Source organism: Enterobacter sp. 6722112 (assembly GCF_058661685.1).
Genome location: NZ_JBZWGR010000007.1, coordinates 724,971 through 741,698 on the forward strand (window position 1 = coordinate 724,971; position 16,728 = coordinate 741,698).

At 54.0% G+C, this 16,728-nt stretch carries 15 protein-coding genes, 1 tRNA gene and 1 pseudogene; 14 read left to right on the plus strand and 3 right to left on the minus strand.

Translation table 11 applies throughout. The features are described from left to right. Positions 1-243: 243 nt before the first annotated feature. The 8 genes from AC4OVU_RS04990 (at position 244) to dinB (ending at position 7,449) form a co-directional block, all read left to right on the plus strand. Positions 244-1,587: a Na(+)-translocating NADH-quinone reductase subunit A gene (locus AC4OVU_RS04990; RefSeq protein ID WP_023295963.1), complete on the plus strand. Its 1,344-nt coding sequence runs from the start codon at positions 244-246 to the stop codon at positions 1,585-1,587. A gap of 2 nt (positions 1,588-1,589) precedes the next feature. Beyond that, entirely contained in the window at positions 1,590-2,825 is a 1,236-nt protein-coding gene (locus AC4OVU_RS04995) for an NADH:ubiquinone reductase (Na(+)-transporting) subunit B (protein WP_015571375.1), read from the plus strand. Then, the gene (locus AC4OVU_RS05000) at positions 2,818-3,612 is read left to right on the plus strand and encodes a Na(+)-translocating NADH-quinone reductase subunit C (protein WP_017383124.1); all 795 of its coding nucleotides are present in this window, start codon (positions 2,818-2,820) and stop codon (positions 3,610-3,612) included. Before AC4OVU_RS04995 ends, AC4OVU_RS05000 begins: the two co-directional genes overlap by 8 nt. Next, a complete protein-coding gene (locus AC4OVU_RS05005) occupies positions 3,605-4,243 on the plus strand; it encodes an NADH:ubiquinone reductase (Na(+)-transporting) subunit D (RefSeq protein WP_003863219.1) in 639 nt (212 codons plus the stop codon). Before AC4OVU_RS05000 ends, AC4OVU_RS05005 begins: the two co-directional genes overlap by 8 nt. A gap of 6 nt (positions 4,244-4,249) precedes the next feature. After that, on the plus strand, positions 4,250-4,846 hold the full coding sequence (gene nqrE, locus AC4OVU_RS05010; RefSeq protein WP_491928634.1) for an NADH:ubiquinone reductase (Na(+)-transporting) subunit E: 597 nt from the start codon (positions 4,250-4,252) through the stop codon (positions 4,844-4,846). Between the two features lie 10 nt (positions 4,847-4,856). Further along, positions 4,857-6,080, plus strand: coding sequence for an NADH:ubiquinone reductase (Na(+)-transporting) subunit F (gene nqrF, locus AC4OVU_RS05015; protein WP_015571374.1), 1,224 nt, complete (start codon positions 4,857-4,859; stop codon positions 6,078-6,080). A gap of 2 nt (positions 6,081-6,082) precedes the next feature. Then, positions 6,083-6,283, plus strand: coding sequence for a (Na+)-NQR maturation NqrM (nqrM, locus tag AC4OVU_RS05020; protein ID WP_003863212.1), 201 nt, complete (start codon positions 6,083-6,085; stop codon positions 6,281-6,283). Between the two features lie 107 nt (positions 6,284-6,390). Beyond that, the gene (gene dinB, locus AC4OVU_RS05025) at positions 6,391-7,449 is read left to right on the plus strand and encodes a DNA polymerase IV (protein ID WP_045340407.1); all 1,059 of its coding nucleotides are present in this window, start codon (positions 6,391-6,393) and stop codon (positions 7,447-7,449) included. A 55-nt stretch (positions 7,450-7,504) separates the two neighbouring features. On the opposite strand, the gene pepD is transcribed toward dinB, so the two are convergent. Beyond that, complete coding sequence (gene pepD / locus AC4OVU_RS05030; protein ID WP_032652656.1) at positions 7,505-8,962, minus strand: cytosol nonspecific dipeptidase; 1,458 nt, start codon at positions 8,960-8,962, stop codon at positions 7,505-7,507. 258 nt (positions 8,963-9,220) lie between these two features. Here pepD and gpt point away from each other — a divergent pair, with 258 nt between their 5' ends. The 3 genes from gpt (at position 9,221) to crl (ending at position 11,486) form a co-directional block, all read left to right on the plus strand. Further along, entirely contained in the window at positions 9,221-9,679 is a 459-nt protein-coding gene (gpt, locus tag AC4OVU_RS05035) for a xanthine phosphoribosyltransferase (RefSeq protein WP_110292673.1), read from the plus strand. A 104-nt stretch (positions 9,680-9,783) separates the two neighbouring features. Continuing rightward, positions 9,784-11,028 (plus strand): esterase FrsA, encoded by a 1,245-nt coding sequence (frsA, locus tag AC4OVU_RS05040; protein ID WP_017694464.1) that lies wholly within the window; start codon positions 9,784-9,786, stop codon positions 11,026-11,028. A gap of 56 nt (positions 11,029-11,084) precedes the next feature. Next, on the plus strand, positions 11,085-11,486 hold the full coding sequence (gene crl, locus AC4OVU_RS05045) for a sigma factor-binding protein Crl (protein WP_006809999.1): 402 nt from the start codon (positions 11,085-11,087) through the stop codon (positions 11,484-11,486). A gap of 131 nt (positions 11,487-11,617) precedes the next feature. Here crl and phoE read toward each other — a convergent pair whose 3' ends face one another. Continuing rightward, on the minus strand, positions 11,618-12,670 hold the full coding sequence (gene phoE / locus AC4OVU_RS05050) for a phosphoporin PhoE (protein ID WP_017383128.1): 1,053 nt from the start codon (positions 12,668-12,670) through the stop codon (positions 11,618-11,620). Between the two features lie 305 nt (positions 12,671-12,975). On the opposite strand from phoE, the gene proB reads away from it, so the two are divergent. From proB to AC4OVU_RS05065, 3 genes are all read left to right on the plus strand, one after another. Further along, on the plus strand, positions 12,976-14,079 hold the full coding sequence (proB, locus tag AC4OVU_RS05055) for a glutamate 5-kinase (protein WP_032652660.1): 1,104 nt from the start codon (positions 12,976-12,978) through the stop codon (positions 14,077-14,079). 11 nt (positions 14,080-14,090) lie between these two features. Further along, complete coding sequence (proA, locus tag AC4OVU_RS05060) at positions 14,091-15,344, plus strand: glutamate-5-semialdehyde dehydrogenase (RefSeq protein ID WP_110292674.1); 1,254 nt, start codon at positions 14,091-14,093, stop codon at positions 15,342-15,344. Between the two features lie 111 nt (positions 15,345-15,455). Then, positions 15,456-15,530: transfer RNA gene (locus AC4OVU_RS05065), tRNA-Thr, on the plus strand. 14 nt (positions 15,531-15,544) lie between these two features. Here AC4OVU_RS05065 and AC4OVU_RS05070 read toward each other — a convergent pair. Beyond that, a pseudogene (locus AC4OVU_RS05070) lies at positions 15,545-16,113 on the minus strand (site-specific integrase); the annotation flags it as partial. Between the last annotated feature and the right edge of the window lie 615 nt (positions 16,114-16,728).

The window sequence follows — 16,728 nt, forward strand, 5'->3', positions numbered from 1 at the left end:
AAATCAGACTAATCTGGACAGGAGCGCTCACATTAGCACCGATGGAGATTTTCGCAAGAGCCAACCTTTGCGTTTACAAATTAGTTTTACTTTATAACCCATTCATAATGTCCTGACTCCAGGAACTTTGCGCAATAGCTCGCATTTCGGCGCGCCAGACGGCGGATTTGCTGCCCCTGGCAGGGCCGAAAATGGTACACTCCGGCCTCTCTGGATTGTTGTTCATGGATACCTGCTAACCACATGTTTAGAATCAGAAAAGGACTCGATCTGCCAATCTCTGGCGTGCCTGAACAGCACGTCACCACCGGCGCCAGTATTCATCATGTCGCTATTGTAGGTGATGATTACGTGGGCATGCGTCCCGCGATGCTGGTACAGGAAGGCGATCGCGTAATAAAAGGTCAGGCGCTCTTCGAGGATAAAAAAAATCCTGGCGTTATGTTTACAGCCCCAGCCAGCGGCACCGTTGTCGCCATCCATCGTGGTGAGCGTCGCGTCCTGCAATCGGTTGTTATTCAAATTGAAGGCGATGAGAAACGCGAATTTGCGCGTTTTGACGCCGCCGATCTTGCCACCCTCAGCCACGACGCGGTGCAGACGCAACTGCTGGAGTCGGGACTGTGGACGGCGCTTCGCACGCGCCCCTATAGCAAAACGCCCGTGCCTGGCACTGTGCCGGCCGCTATCTTCGTCACGGCCATCGACACCAACCCGCTCAGCGCAGATCCGCAGCCTCTTATCCTGGCGGAACGAAAAGCTTTCGATGCCGGCCTCACCGTGTTAACGCGCCTGACGCCGGGCAAAGTGCATGTCTGTCAGGCCAGCGGCGGTAAGCTGGGCGGGCATCCGCAAGGGCAGGTAGCCTTTAATGAATTTGCCGGCCCGCATCCGGCCGGGCTGGTGGGAACGCATATTCATTTCCTGGAGCCGGTAAGCCTGACGAAACAGGTCTGGCATCTTAATTATCAGGACGTGATCGCTATCGGTAAGCTGTTCACCACGGGTGAGCTGTGCGCAGAACGCATTATTGCCATCGGCGGCCCTCAGGCAACCCAACCGCGTCTGGTTCGCACGCTGCTTGGGGCAGACCTGACGGCGCTGTTGGCTGGCGAAACGAAAGAGGGTGAAAACCGTATTATTTCCGGTTCGGTGCTGAGCGGCAGGCACGCGACAGGCCCGATGGCCTGGCTGGGTCGTTTCCATCTTCAGGTGAGCGTTGTGCTTGAAGGACGCGAGAAAGAGCTGTTCGGCTGGGTACTGCCTGGTGCAGAAAAATACTCGGTAACGCGCACCACGCTCGGCCACTTCCTGCGTCGTAAGCTGTTTAACTTCTCCACCAGCACCAACGGCGGTGAGCGCGCCATGGTTCCGATTGGCAACTACGAACGCGTGATGCCGCTGGATATTCTGCCCACCGTGCTGCTGCGCGATCTCCTGGCCGGCGATACCGACGGTGCCCAGGCGTTGGGCTGTCTGGAGCTGGACGAAGAAGATCTGGCGCTGTGTACCTACGTGTGTCCAGGTAAATACGAATATGGACCCGTATTGCGCGAGGTGTTAACCCGCATTGAGCAGGAAGGATAACCATGGGCTTAAAACACCTCTTTGAAAAAATTGAGCCGCACTTTACCGAAGGGAAGCTCAAAAAGTACTACCCGCTGTATGAAGCGACAACGACCATTTTCTACACGCCGGGTCTGGTGACGAAAGGCGCGGCGCACGTTCGCGACGCCATCGACCTCAAGCGAATGATGATTCTGGTCTGGTTTGCGGTCTTCCCGGCCATGTTCTGGGGGATGTATAACGTTGGGTTGCAAACTATTCCGGCGCTGCACCATATGTACGATGCAGAGCAGCTGGCGCAGGTGATTCAGTCTGACTGGCACTATCGTCTGGCGCAGTCGCTGGGGGTGAGCTTTGCGGCAGATGCCGGCTGGGTCAGCATGATGACGCTGGGCGCTGTCTTCTTCCTCCCTATCTATATGACTGTCTTTATCGTGGGCGGTTTCTGGGAGGTGCTGTTCGCTATTATTCGCAAACATGAGATCAACGAGGGCTTCTTTGTCACCTCTATTCTGTTTGCGCTGATTGTCCCGCCAACGCTGCCGCTCTGGCAGGCGGCGATGGGGATCAGCTTTGGCGTGGTGATTGCCAAGGAGATCTTCGGTGGGACCGGACGCAACTTCCTCAACCCGGCGCTGGCAGGGCGCGCGTTCCTGTTCTTTGCTTATCCGGCGCAAATCTCGGGAGACCTGGTGTGGACGGCAGCAGACGGATTCTCCGGCGCGACGCCACTTTCACAGTGGGCGGCAGGCGGCGGCGAAACGCTGGTCAACAATGCAACCGGACAGCCTGTCACCTGGTTTGATGCGTTTATCGGCAATATTCCAGGCTCCATCGGTGAAGTGTCTACCCTGATGATTTTAATCGGCGGGGCCATCATCCTCTTTGGCCGCGTGGCGTCCTGGCGCATTGTCGCTGGCGTCATGCTCGGGATGGTACTCACCGCCACGCTTTTCAACTTCATTGGTTCAGACACAAACCCGATGTTCTCCATGCCGTGGTACTGGCACCTCGTGCTGGGAGGCTTTGCGTTTGGCATGATGTTCATGGCCACCGATCCGGTCTCGGCTTCGTTTACCGACAGAGGTAAATGGTGTTACGGCGCGCTCATTGGGGTGATGTGTGTACTGATTCGCGTGGTCAACCCGGCCTATCCGGAAGGGATGATGTTGGCCATTCTGTTTGCCAATCTGTTTGCGCCGCTGTTCGACTACCTGGTCGTGCGCGCCAACATTAAGCGGAGGAAGGCGCGTGGCTGAGATCAAAAATAACGACAGCATCAGCAAAACGCTGCTGGTGGTGCTGGTACTGTGTCTGGTCTGTTCCATCGTGGTAGCCGGTTCTGCCGTAGGGTTAAAGCCGCTACAGCAGGAGCAACGAGCGCTGGATAAACAGCGTAACATCCTGGCCGTGGCCGGGCTGATGCAGGAAGGCATGACGAAGGATGACGTCGCAGCGGTGTTTGCCGAACGTATTACCGCACGGCTGGTGGATTTAAAAACCGGGGAGTTAATGGATAAAGACCCGGCGAAATACAACCAGGCGCTGGCGCTAAAAGATCCGCAGATGAGCACCACGCTTGACGCCTCGCAGGATCCGGCAGGCATTAAGCGCCGCAGCAATGTCGCGGAGATTTACCTCGTCCGTGACGAGCAAAAGCGCATCCAGGAAATCGTGTTGCCCATCTATGGCAACGGTTTATGGTCAATGATGTACGCCTTTGTGGCGTTGGAAACCGATGGTCGTACGGTCAAAGGCATTACTTATTACGATCAGGGCGAAACACCAGGGCTGGGAGGCGAAGTTGAGAACCCTAACTGGCGGGCACAGTTTGTTGGTAAAAAAGTGCTCGACGACAACGGCCAGCCTGCGCTGAAGGTGGTGAAAGGGGGCGCGCGTCCCGGCGATGAATTTGCCGTTGATGGCCTTTCCGGTGCCACGCTCACCTCTAACGGTGTGCAGCACAGCTTTGATTTCTGGATGGGTGAACTGGGCTTTGGTCCCTTCCTGAAGAATGTACGTGAAGGAGCGCTGAATAATGGCTGATACGGGTGAACTGAAAGAAGTTAAAAAGGTGCTGATTGGCCCGCTGTTAGCCAATAACCCGATAACGCTACAGGTGCTGGGGGTGTGCTCGGCGCTGGCGGTGACCACCAAGCTGGAAACGGCGGTGGTCATGACGCTGGCGGTAACGCTGGTGACAGCGTTTTCCAGCATGTTTATCTCAATGATCCGCCACCACATACCCAACAGCGTGAGGATCATCGTGCAGATGGCTATTATCGCCTCGCTGGTGATCGTGGTCGATCAGCTCCTGCGCGCCTTCGCCTATGAAACCTCGAAGCAGCTTTCGGTGTTTGTCGGCCTGATAATCACCAACTGCATCGTGATGGGGCGTGCTGAAGCCTATGCGATGAAAATGCCACCGCTGGCGAGCTTTATGGACGGTATCGGCAACGGTCTGGGTTACGGCGTGATCCTGTTGACGGTTGGTTTCCTGCGCGAACTTATTGGCAGCGGCAAGCTGTTTGGCATTCCGGTGCTGGATACGGTACAGAACGGCGGCTGGTATCTGCCGAACGGCCTGTTCCTGCTGGCCCCAAGCGCATTTTTCATTATCGGTTTGCTGATCTGGCTGATTCGTACGTTGAAGCCTGAACAGCAGGAAAAGGAGTAACCGACAATGGCTCATTACCTGAGTTTATTTGTGCGCTCGGTGTTTGTTGAAAACATGGCGCTCGCTTTCTTCCTGGGCATGTGTACGTTCCTTGCCGTTTCTAAAAAGGTATCGACGGCATTTGGTCTGGGCGTGGCAGTTACCGTTGTGCTGGGGCTTTCCGTTCCGATTAACAACCTGGTATTCAACTTCGTGCTGCGCGATGGCGCGCTGGTGGAGGGGGTTGATCTTAGCTTCCTGAACTTCATCACCTTTATCGGAGTGATTGCGGCGCTTGTTCAGATCCTGGAGATGATCCTCGATAAATACTTCCCGTCGCTGTACAACGCGCTGGGGATCTTCCTGCCGCTGATCGCCGTGAACTGCGCCATCTTCGGTGGCGTCTCGTTTATGGTTCAGCGCGATTACAACTTCAGTGAATCGGTTGTGTATGGCTTCGGTTCCGGTATCGGCTGGATGCTGGCGATTGTCACCATGGCGGGGATCCGTGAAAAAATGAAATATGCCAACGTACCTGCGGGGCTTCGTGGCTTAGGGATCACCTTTATCACCACCGGCCTGATGGCGTTGGGCTTTATGTCCTTCTCCGGTGTGCAGCTATAAGGGCTAACAGATGGAAATTATTCTTGGCGTGGTGATGTTCACGCTGATAGTACTGGTGCTGTCAGGGCTGATCCTGGCGGCGCGTGCGAAGCTGGTCAATTCCGGGGATGTGATCATTGATATCAATGACGATCCGCAGAATCAGATCCGTACCCCGGCAGGGGATAAGCTGCTTAACACGCTCTCCGGCAACGGGATTTTTGTCTCGTCTGCCTGTGGCGGCGGTGGCTCCTGTGGCCAGTGCCGTGTGACGGTCAAAGAGGGCGGCGGTGATATTCTGCCAACGGAACTGTCGCATATCACGAAGCGTGAAGCGAAAGAGGGATGCCGTCTGGCGTGCCAGGTCGCTGTGCGCCAGAACATGAAGATTGAGCTGCCGGAGGAGATCTTCGGCGTGAAAAAATGGGAATGCGAAGTTATCTCTAACGATAACAAAGCCACGTTCATCAAAGAGCTCAAACTGCGTGTCCCTGAAGGGGAGAGCGTCCCGTTCCGTGCGGGTGGGTATATCCAGATTGATTGTCCGGCACACACCGTCGCGTATGCTGACTTCGATGTGCCTGAGGAGTACCGGGCAGACTGGGATAAATTTAACCTCTTCCGCTTTGTTTCCGAGGTAAAAGAGCCCGCGCTTCGCGCCTATTCCATGGCTAACTATCCGGAAGAGAAGGGCATTATTATGCTCAACGTGCGTATCGCCACGCCGCCACCGAATGTGCCTGATGCCCCTCCTGGCGTCATGTCGTCGTATATCTGGTCCCTCAAGCCTGGCGACAAAGTGACGATTTCCGGCCCGTTCGGCGAATTCTTTGCCAAAGATACTGACGCGGAGATGGTCTTTATCGGCGGCGGTGCGGGTATGGCGCCGATGCGTTCGCATATTTTTGACCAGCTCAAACGACTTGGCAGCAAGCGTAAGATCAGCTTCTGGTACGGGGCGCGTTCACTGCGCGAAATGTTCTATGACGATGAGTTTGAACAACTGGCGCGTGATAACCCTAACTTTACCTTCCATGTGGCGCTATCCGATCCGCAGCCGGAAGATAACTGGACAGGCTATACGGGCTTCATCCACAACGTGCTGTATGAAAATTACCTCAAACAGCACCCGGCACCGGAAGACTGCGAGTTCTATATGTGTGGTCCACCAATGATGAACGCCGCCGTGATTAAGATGCTAAAAGATCTTGGCGTGGAAGATGAGAACATCATGCTTGATGATTTCGGAGGCTGATTATGCTGACTTTTCTGGCGACCTTTGCGGTGTTTGTGCTGGTGATCTTCGGCATGTCCTTAGGCTGGATCATCAAGCGTAAAAGCATTCAGGGCAGTTGCGGAGGCATCTCTTCCATCGGAATGGAAAAAGTGTGCGATTGTCCGGAACCGTGCGATGCGCGGAAAAAGCGGATGGCTCGCGAGCAGCAACGCATTATTTAGTCTTCCAGGTCGGGTAAGGCAACGCCGCCACCCGACAATTCCTGCGCGCACTTCTCAACCCTCATTTGTTTACTGTATACTTATCCAGTAATAAGTGAGGGCTTACTATGCGCAAAATAATCCATGTCGATATGGACTGCTTTTTTGCCGCAGTGGAGATGCGTGACAACCCGGCGCTGCGGGATATTCCGATCGCCATTGGCGGCAGCCGGGTTCAGCGCGGTGTCATCAGCACCGCCAACTATCCTGCTCGCAAATACGGTGTACGCAGCGCCATGCCGACAGCGATGGCGCTGAAACTGTGCCCGCATCTCACTCTTTTGCCCGGACGTTTTGATGCCTATAAAGAAGCATCGAGCCACATTCGGGAGATCTTCTCCCGCTACACCTCACTGATTGAACCGTTATCGCTGGATGAAGCCTATCTGGATGTCACCCACAGCGTGCACTGCCACGGCTCCGCCACCCTGATGGCGCAGGAGATCCGCCAGACTATTTTTAACGAGCTGAACCTGACGGCATCGGCAGGCGTCGCGCCGGTCAAATTTCTCGCCAAAATCGCCTCCGATTTAAATAAGCCCAACGGCCAGTACGTCATCACTCCGGAAGAGGTTCCGGCGTTTTTAAAGACGCTGCCGCTCAGCAAAATCCCCGGCGTGGGCAAAGTCTCCGCCGCGAAGCTGGAAAGTATGGGGCTACGCACCTGCGAAGACGTTCAGCACAGCGATCTGGCGCTGCTGCTTAAGCGTTTTGGCAAGTTTGGCCGCGTACTGTGGGAACGCAGTCAGGGCATTGATGACCGGGATGTGAACAACGAACGGCTGCGTAAATCGGTCGGCGTTGAACGCACGCTGAGCGAAGATATCCATGACTGGACCGAGTGTGAAACCATTATTACGGAACAGCTTTATCCTGAGCTTGAACGACGCTTACTGAAGGTCAAACCGGATCTGCTTATTGCCCGACAGGGCATCAAACTGAAATTTAACGATTTTCAGCAGACGACGCAGGAGCACGTCTGGCCACGCCTCAACAAAGAGGATCTTATCGCGACGGCGAAAAAGGCGTGGGAAGAACGGCGGGGCGGACGAGGGGTGAGGCTGGTGGGGCTGCACGTCACCTTGCTGGATCCGCAGCTGGAGCGTCAACTGGTGTTGGGACTGTAGATTACGCTAATCGTAGGCCCGGCAAGCGTAGCGCCACCGGGCATCAAACGGCTAATTACTTAACAGGAATTGCTTTCAGCAGCTCAGTCAGCAGCGTCCAATAGTGACCGACGCTTTCAATGTGAACCTGCTCATCCGGGGAGTGTGGCCCGGTGATGGTTGGCCCGATGGAGACCATGTCCATATCCGGATACGGTTTCTTGAACAGACCACACTCCAGACCCGCATGAATAACCTGAATGTTCGGGGTGCTGTTGAACAGTCGCTGATAAGTTTCACGCACCAGTGCCATGACCGGAGAACTTGCATCCGGCTGCCAGCCCGGGTAGCTGCCTTTTGCAGACGTTTTCGCGCCGGCCAGGGTGCCCAGAGATTCCAGCATGCTCACAACGTACTCTTTACCGCTGTCGATCAGGGAACGGATCAGGCAGATGATCTCTGCGCTGTCGTCACCCATGGTCACCACGCCCACGTTCAGGGAGGTTTCCACCACGCCTTTCGCCACGTCAGAGTTGCGAATAACGCCGTTTGGCGTTGCGTTCAGCAGCTGGACGAACGTGTCACGAGACTGTGCGGTCAGCGCGGCTTTATCCGTCGTAACGGACTCCAGCACCACCGTCAGGTTTTTCTCTTTTGCAGACAGTTCGTTTTTCAGGATCTCCAGATACACGCTGGAGAGTTTTTTCAGTTCGTCCGCTTTCGACGCAGGCACCGCCACGGTAGCGAAGGCTTCGCGAGGGATCGCGTTACGCAGAGTACCGCCGTTGAAGTCCACCAGACGCAGATCCAGTTCAGCGGCATGGCCCGCCAGGAAACGCGCCAGCAGTTTGTTGGCGTTGCCCAGGCCCAGGTGAATATCACCGCCGGAGTGACCGCCTTTCAGTCCTTTCAGCGTCAGCTTAAAGGTCTCGAATCCGGCAGGGATCGCTTCGCGGGACAGCGGCAGGGTAGAGATAAAATCGATCCCGCCCGCGCAGCCCATGTAGATCTCCCCCTCTTCTTCGGAGTCGGTGTTGATCAGAATGTCCGCTTGCAGCCAGTTTGCCTGGAGACCGAACGCGCCATCCATGCCCGCTTCTTCAGTCATGGTCAGCAGCACTTCCAGCGGACCGTGTTCAACGCTGTCGTCAGCCAGCACGGCCAGCGCGGAAGCCATACCAATGCCGTTATCTGCGCCCAAAGTCGTGCCGCGCGCCTTCACCCACTCACCGTCGATGTACGGCTGGATCGGGTCTTTTGTGAAGTCGTGAACGGTGTCGTTGTTTTTCTGCGGAACCATATCCAGGTGCGCCTGCAATACCACTGGCTTACGGTTTTCCATACCTGCGGTGGCAGGTTTGCGGATAAGAATATTGCCAACCTGGTCGCGCTCAGCGTGCAGACCTTTTTCCTTCGCCCAACCCATAATATGTTCGGCAAGCTGTTCTTCGTGATAGGAAGGGTGCGGAATGGAGCAGATTTTGGCAAAAATATCCCACAGTGGCTGTGGAGATAATTGAGACAGTTCAGACACGATAGGTCTCCTTGTCGTTGCGCTGCAAAACAATGTTGCAGGTCACAGGGTTAGCAGGTTAATCGTTACCACAAGTCAGGCTTGCGAGATGCAACTGAGAATACCACTTTCTCCCGTGGCTGGTAGCATTAAGCATGTAAAAACTCAGGCTCATGGCGCGTAACACTGGTTTTTAGTGCGTCAGATCTCTATAATCTCGCGCAACCTGGTTCACCCTCATTTTTTTAAGCCGTATATAAACAGGCTGGGACACTTCACATGAGCGAAAAATACGTCGTCACCTGGGACATGTTGCAGATTCACGCACGCAAACTGGCTGCGCGTCTGATGCCTTCCGAACAGTGGAAAGGCATTATTGCCGTCAGCCGTGGCGGTCTGGTACCGGGGGCGCTGCTGGCACGTGAGCTGGGTATTCGTCATGTCGATACCGTATGTATCTCCAGCTACGATCACGACAACCAGCGCGAACTAAAAGTGCTGAAACGCGCGGAAGGCGACGGTAAAGGCTTTATCGTTATCGACGATCTGGTGGACACCGGCGGTACCGCGGTGGCTATCCGCGAAATGTATCCAAAAGCGCACTTCGTCACGATCTTTGCGAAACCAGCGGGTCGCCCACTGGTTGATGATTACGTTATTGATATCCCGCAGGATACCTGGATTGAACAGCCATGGGATATGGGCGTGGTCTTCGTACCGCCTATCTCTGGCCGTTAATTTCAGTACGTAACTTTACACGCCCGGTTATGCCGGGCGTTGTTCTTTTTAGCCTGCCACGCGTTACAATGGTCTTCATATGACGTATCCATGGAGGCAACGCAATGACGCAGGCGAATCTTACCGAAACTCTCTTCAAACCCCGTTTCAAGCACCCTGAAACGTCGACGCTGGTGCGTCGGTTTAATCCGGGGACAATGCCTGCCGTTCAGTCAGCGTTAGACGGTAAAAACGTGCCCCACTGGTATCGAATGATTAACCGCCTGATGTGGATCTGGCGCGGCATCGATCCGCGTGAAATCCTCGACGTGCAGGCGCGTATCGTGATGAGCGAGTCCGAGCGTACCGACGGCGATCTCTACGATACGGTGGTGGGCTACCGTGGTGGAAACTGGATCTACGAATGGTCAAAGCAGGCCATGCTCTGGCAGCAAAAAGCGAGCCAGGAAGAAGACGCCACTCTCAGCGGAAAGCACTGGCTGCATGCGGCAAATCTGTACAGCATCGCTGCATATCCGCATCTTAAAGGCGACGAACTGGCAGAGCAGGCCCAGGCGCTGGCAAACCGGGCTTATGAAGAGGCCGCGCAGCGGTTGCCTGGCCGGATGCGTGAAATTGAGTTCGCCATTCCCGGTGGCAGCCCGGTGACCGGATTCCTGCATATGCCGGAGGGGGAAGGGCCGTTCCCGACGGTTCTGATGTGCGGTGGACTGGACTCGTTACAAATTGACTATTACAGCCTGTATGAGCGCTACTTTGCCCCAAACGGAATCGCCATGCTGACGCTTGATATGCCTTCCATTGGTTTTTCATCCAAATGGAAACTTACGCAAGACTCCAGCCTGCTGCACCAGCATGCTTTAAAAGCGCTGGAGAATATCCCCTGGGTTGACCACACCCGGGTTGGCGCGTTTGGCTTCCGCTTTGGCGCTAACGTCGCGGTACGGCTTGCCTACCTTGAATCTTCACGCCTGAAGGCCGTCGCCTGTCTTGGCCCGGTGGTGCATGCTCTGTTAAGCGATCCTGCGCGTCAGGGTAGCGTTCCTGAGATGTATCTGGACGTGCTGGCGAGCCGACTTGGCATGCATGATGCTTCAGACGAAGCGTTGCGCATTGAACTTAATCGTTATTCATTAAAAACGCAGGGCTTACTCGGCCGCCGCTGCCCAACCCCGATGATGTCCGGTTTCTGGAAGAACGATCCGTTTAGCCCGGAAGAGGAGTCACGCTTAATCACGTCGTCATCTTCTGATGGTAAATTGCTGGAGGTACCCTTCAGCCCGGTGTACCAGAATTTTGACAAAGCGCTGAAAGAGATCACACGCTGGATCACGCAGAGATTGTGTTAATAGTTTGCTAAATTTCGTTGGTTTGGTAAAACAGTGCTTCACAAAAGGAGATCGCAATGACGTTACCGAGTGGACACCCGAAAAGTAGACTGATTAAGAAGTTCATGGCTCTTGGCCCGTATATTCGAGAAGAGCAGTGTGAAGAGAATCGCTTTTTTTTCGACTGCCTGGCTGTTTGCGTCAACGTGAAGCCTGCACCCGAAAAACGTGAGTTCTGGGGCTGGTGGATGGAAATGGAAGCACAGGAAAACCGTTTTACCTATAGCTATCAGTTTGGCCTGTTTAATAAAGACGGGCACTGGCAGGCGACGAGTATCAAAGATCAGGAAGTGATCGATCGTCTGGAGCATACGCTAAAAGAATTTCACGGCAAAGCTCGTGATCTGCTGGCAACGCTGGATCTGAAGCTGGAGCCTGCGGACGATTTTTCCAGCGAAGCGGTGAAACTGAGAGCCTGATGATGTCACAGCGCCGGGTGGCGGCTACGCCTTACCCGGCATGAAAAATGTACTATCCCGTACGCCCGGTAAGCACAGCGTCACCGGGCACAAAAAAACCGGCTCAGCGCCGGTTTTTTATTACCACAACATCAGAACTGGTAGGTCATGCCCAGCGCAACGATATCATCGCTGCTTACGCCCAGTTTATTATCGTCATCGATCTGGTTGATCTTATAATCAACAAACGCAGACATATTTTTGTTGAAATAATATGTAGCACCTACGTCGATGTATTTCACGATATCTTCATCGCCGATACCTTCGATATCTTTGCCTTTAGACTGCACGTAACCCAGAGATGGACGCAGACCAAAGTCAAATTGATATTGCGCAACCACTTCGAAGTTTTGCGCTTTATTTGCAAAGCCACCGGAAATAGGGGCCATATTGCGGGTTTCGGAATAGATAGTGGCCAGATAAATATCGTTGGCATCATATTTCAAACCGGTTGCCCAGCCTTCTGCTTTTTTACCTTCGCCGCGTGCCTGAAGGTTTTGATCGTTAGTGCGATCGGAGCTGGCATACGCACCAATCACAGAAAAATCGCTGCCGCCGAAGTCATAGCTCAGGGAGGTACCGAAGCCGTCACCGTTTTGCTTCTTCACGTCGCGGTTTTCATTTTTGCCCTGGTATTGCAGGGTCATGTTCAGGCCGTCAACCAGGCCAAAGAAATCGGTATTACGGTATGTGGCCAGACCGGAGGCGCGTTTCGTCATGAAGTTATCGGTCTGCGCCAGGCCGTCACCGCCGAACTCCGGGAACATATCGGTGTATGCGGCGACGTCATACAGCGCGCCCAGGTTACGGCCGTAATCCAGTGAGCCGAAGTCTTTCAGTTTCAGCCCGGCAAATGCCAGACGTGTTTTTTGAGAAGAGTCGCTCTCAGCTTTGTTACCTGCGAACTCAGCTTCCCAACGTCCGTAGCCCGTCAGCTGATCGTTAATCTGCGTTTCACCCTTAAAGCCGAAACGAACGTAAGTCTGGTCACCATCCTTAGCGTCATCATCACTGATGTAGTGCATTGCTTTTACTTTGCCGTACACGTCCAGTTTATTCCCGTTTTTATTATAAACTTCTGCTGCCTGAACAGATGCGGAAGCAACTACGCCCATTACCACTAATGCCAGAGTGCTCTTTTTCATTTTCAATCCTGATTTTATAAAAACGCGCTAATATTCGCTGAGTAATAAGATTCGACTTATTACCCCGTGAAAAACAGGAAGGGTTTTATCGTTCGTGGGTGAAAGTTTTATGACAAAGTAAGAATATGTCTAAAAAAGTATGTTTTAATTTTTCGGTAATAAAATTGTCAAAATCTGCCGCTACGCTTCCTGATCCCGCGCAATAAAGTGACGGGTCATGCGCTAAGGCAGTTGGCAACGGAGCTGACACCTGTTAAAACGTCTGACTGACATCATTTTCCCTTATTGTTGAACGGCAGAGAATCATGAGTGACAGCCAGACGCTGGTGGTAAAACTCGGTACCAGTGTGTTAACAGGCGGATCGCGCCGCCTGAATCGTGCCCATATCGTTGAGCTTGTACGTCAGTGCGCTCAGTTGCATGCCGCAGGGCATCGTATTGTGATTGTGACTTCCGGGGCGATTGCCGCCGGGCGTGAACACCTGGGCTACCCCGAACTCCCCGCGACGATCGCTTCCAAACAGCTGCTGGCCGCCGTGGGACAAAGCCGACTCATACAGCTCTGGGAACAACTGTTCTCCATCTACGGCATTCACGTCGGGCAGATGCTGCTGACGCGTGCGGATATGGAAGACAGAGAACGTTTCCTGAACGCCCGCGATACGCTGCGTGCGCTGCTGGATAACCATATCGTTCCGGTCATTAACGAAAACGACGCTGTTGCCACCGCTGAAATCAAAGTAGGCGACAACGATAACCTCTCTGCGCTGGCGGCGATCCTGGCAGGGGCCGATAAGCTGCTGCTTCTGACCGATCAGCAGGGGCTGTTTACCGCTGACCCGCGCTCTAATCCACAGGCTGAACTGATCAAAGACGTTCACGGCATTGACGATGCGCTGCGTGCCATTGCGGGTGACAGCGTTTCTGGTCTGGGGACCGGCGGCATGGGCACCAAGCTCCAGGCCGCGGACGTGGCGTGCCGGGCCGGTATCGACACCATCATCGCCGCGGGCAGCCGTCCGGGTGTGATCGGTGATGTGATGGAAGGCATCTCTGTGGGCACTCGCTTCCACGCCCAGGCGTCCCCGCTGGAAAACCGAAAACGCTGGATCTTTGGTGCGCCACCGGCTGGCGAATTGACCGTGGATGAAGGCGCGACCGCCGCTATTCTGGAAAGAGGAAGCTCGTTACTTCCAAAAGGAATTAAAAGCGTGACAGGCAACTTCTCGCGTGGTGAAGTGATCCGAATCCGTAACATTGAAGGTCGCGACATCGCTCATGGCGTAAGTCGTTATAACAGCGACGCGCTGCGTCGGATTGCTGGTCACCATTCCCAGCAGATCGACGCCATCCTGGGCTATGAATATGGCCCGGTTGCCGTGCATCGTGACGACATGATTATTCGTTAAGGAGCCAGAACATGCTGGAACAAATGGGCGCAGCCGCGAAAGCCGCCTCTTATAAACTGGCGCTCCTTTCCAGCCGCGAGAAAAATCGCGTGCTGGAAAAAATCGCTGATTATCTGGAATCTCAGTCGCAGGAAATTTTGCTCGCCAACGAGCAGGATCTGCTGGAAGCGCGTCGCAACGGCTTGAGTGAAGCGATGCTCGATCGTCTTGCGCTGACCCCGGCGCGTCTGAAAGGTATTGCCGACGACGTCCGTCAGGTGTGCAACCTCGCCGACCCGGTAGGGCAGGTGATTGACGGTGGGGTGCTCGACAGCGGATTACGCCTTGAGCGTCGCCGCGTGCCGCTTGGCGTCATTGGGGTGATTTACGAAGCGCGTCCAAACGTGACGGTGGATGTCGCCTCCCTGTGCCTGAAGACCGGTAATGCCGCGATCCTGCGTGGCGGGAAGGAGACCTGGCGCACCAACGCCGCGACGGTAAACGTCATTCAGCAGGCGCTGGAGGAGTGTGGTTTACCGGCGGGTGCCGTGCAGGCGATTGAAAGCCCCGACCGTGCGCTGGTCAACGAGATGCTGCGCATGGACAAATACATCGACATGCTGATCCCACGCGGCGGCGCGGGCTTGCACAAGCTGTGCCGTGAGCAATCTACCATTCCGGTGATCACCGGTGGTATTGGCGTATGCCATATCGTAGTGGATGACACCGCGGAAGTAGAACCTGCGCTGAAGATTATCGTCAACGCTAAAACACAGCGTCCAAGCACCTGTAATACGGTGGAAACGCTGCTGGTGCATCAGGGCATCGCCAGTACCTTCCTGCCAGCGCTGAGCAAGCAGATGGCGGAAAGTGGCGTCACGCTGCATGCGGATGAGAAGTCTCTCGCCCTGCTGAAAGACGGTCCGGCGAAGGTCGTTCCGGTTAACGCGGAGCAGTACGACGATGAGTATTTGTCGCTGGATCTGAACGTGAAGGTGGTTGCGGATCTCGATGACGCTATTGCGCACATTCGTGAACACGGAACCCAGCATTCTGACGCGATCCTGACGCGCACCCTGCGCAATGCCGATCGGTTTGTGAATGAAGTGGATTCGTCTGCGGTTTACGTGAATGCCTCGACGCGCTTCACCGATGGCGGCCAGTTTGGTCTGGGCGCGGAGGTGGCTGTGAGCACTCAGAAGCTGCACGCCCGCGGTCCGATGGGGCTGGAAGCACTGACCACCTACAAGTGGATCGGCTACAGTGATGATACGATTCGTGGGTAAATAATCGCGGGTGATGCAAAAATAGCCGTTTGATTCAAAAGGGCATTGACGCATCACCCGGTTAGATCTACTCTTTTGCCCCGTGGTTACGCTCGTAACCGGCCTTTCAGGGCCGATATAGCTCAGTTGGTAGAGCAGCGCATTCGTAATGCGAAGGTCGTAGGTTCGACTCCTATTATCGCACCAGTTATTTCAATTACTTATCTTACATTCAAGTAAACCACGTTCTCCTCCTGTGCCGTATTTGTGGCATTAAGACCAATAATCGCGTCAATTTTGCTCGCGTGCTCTGTCAGGTGTCCGGCAGATAAATGCGCATATCGTTGAACCATTTCCAGTGTCTCCCATCCCCCATTTCCTTCAGCGCCAGAAGTGAAACGCCAGACTGAACGAGCCTGCTCGCCCATGTATGCCTGAGGTCATGGAAGCGGAAATTGCTAATTCCTGCCCGCTTTAGTGCTCCCTTCCATGCCTTATTACTATCTGTCCGCATTTTACTTACCGCTGCCGTTTTCGTCCCGTCACTTCTGTACCCTGGCTTGGTATGAACAAATACCCAGCGCTTATGCTTTCCTTGCTGGCTGCGCAATATTTCGCAAGCTGTTTCGTTCAGCGGAACGCCAATCGCATTGCCGGCTTTTGTTTCGTCGGGGGGCATCCATGCCATGCACTTATCAAGGTCAACCTGAGGCCAATCTAGAACTGTCACATTTGACCTGCACAGTCCTGAGGTAATGGCAAACATAACCACAGGGAAGAAGCAGGGCGCTACCGGGCATACGTGAAAGCGTTCATGACCGCGGAAAGTCCATTCCACTTCGGTGATAACGACCGTGGTTGGGTGGCGACGTTTGAATACCTGCTGCAATCGAAAGCATTAACCGCAATTCGTGAGGGAATAATATGAGACAGGATATCGAGGACAGTATCATCGGCGTACTTCCCATGGGAGGGTTCACTAAAATTTTCTCGGCTTCGGTTCAGTAAATTTCAGTTGCTTAAGAAAGAATGTGCATAAAAATCAGATTGTTAACTTTTAAGTGAGTCGTTAGTTTTCAAGAAAATTCTCCCTTGAAATTTTATATCACTTTACTATCAATAGCTTAATTCAAGTGATGACGATGTTGGAGTAAAGCTAAACTGAAAAAGCTGAAATCCTTTTCACTCTTTTCAGTTCCCTGCTCGCAGTATATCCCCAGTTGTGGCGTGGTCTGGCGCTATCATTTGTAAAATCCCAACTGAAAAAATTTTTGTGATCTGAAAACCGCAGGAGGGTGCAGTGAAGTGCGATTTTGGTCTAGAAGAGAATTCTATGATTAATTGCCAAATAAAATGGCTTGATCACATTTCACCTAACAGTTTGGTTGCAATAGTGTTGGGTTAA

What these genes read in the sequence shown, in the direction of transcription:
- nqrM (WP_003863212.1), top strand. Translation starts at nt 6,083, where the DNA reads ATGCTGACTTTTCTGGCGACCTTTGCGGTGTTTGTGCTGGTGATCTTC.
- proA (WP_110292674.1), top strand. Translation starts at nt 14,091, where the DNA reads ATGCTGGAACAAATGGGCGCAGCCGCGAAAGCCGCCTCTTATAAACTG.
- dinB (WP_045340407.1), top strand. Translation starts at nt 6,391, where the DNA reads ATGCGCAAAATAATCCATGTCGATATGGACTGCTTTTTTGCCGCAGTG.
- gpt (WP_110292673.1), top strand. Translation starts at nt 9,221, where the DNA reads ATGAGCGAAAAATACGTCGTCACCTGGGACATGTTGCAGATTCACGCA.
- nqrE (WP_491928634.1), top strand. Translation starts at nt 4,250, where the DNA reads ATGGCTCATTACCTGAGTTTATTTGTGCGCTCGGTGTTTGTTGAAAAC.
- frsA (WP_017694464.1), top strand. Translation starts at nt 9,784, where the DNA reads ATGACGCAGGCGAATCTTACCGAAACTCTCTTCAAACCCCGTTTCAAG.
- AC4OVU_RS04990 (WP_023295963.1), top strand. Translation starts at nt 244, where the DNA reads ATGTTTAGAATCAGAAAAGGACTCGATCTGCCAATCTCTGGCGTGCCT.
- crl (WP_006809999.1), top strand. Translation starts at nt 11,085, where the DNA reads ATGACGTTACCGAGTGGACACCCGAAAAGTAGACTGATTAAGAAGTTC.
- AC4OVU_RS05005 (WP_003863219.1), top strand. Translation starts at nt 3,605, where the DNA reads ATGGCTGATACGGGTGAACTGAAAGAAGTTAAAAAGGTGCTGATTGGC.
- nqrF (WP_015571374.1), top strand. Translation starts at nt 4,857, where the DNA reads ATGGAAATTATTCTTGGCGTGGTGATGTTCACGCTGATAGTACTGGTG.
- AC4OVU_RS04995 (WP_015571375.1), top strand. Translation starts at nt 1,590, where the DNA reads ATGGGCTTAAAACACCTCTTTGAAAAAATTGAGCCGCACTTTACCGAA.
- phoE (WP_017383128.1), bottom strand. Translation starts at nt 12,670, where the DNA reads ATGAAAAAGAGCACTCTGGCATTAGTGGTAATGGGCGTAGTTGCTTCC.
- proB (WP_032652660.1), top strand. Translation starts at nt 12,976, where the DNA reads ATGAGTGACAGCCAGACGCTGGTGGTAAAACTCGGTACCAGTGTGTTA.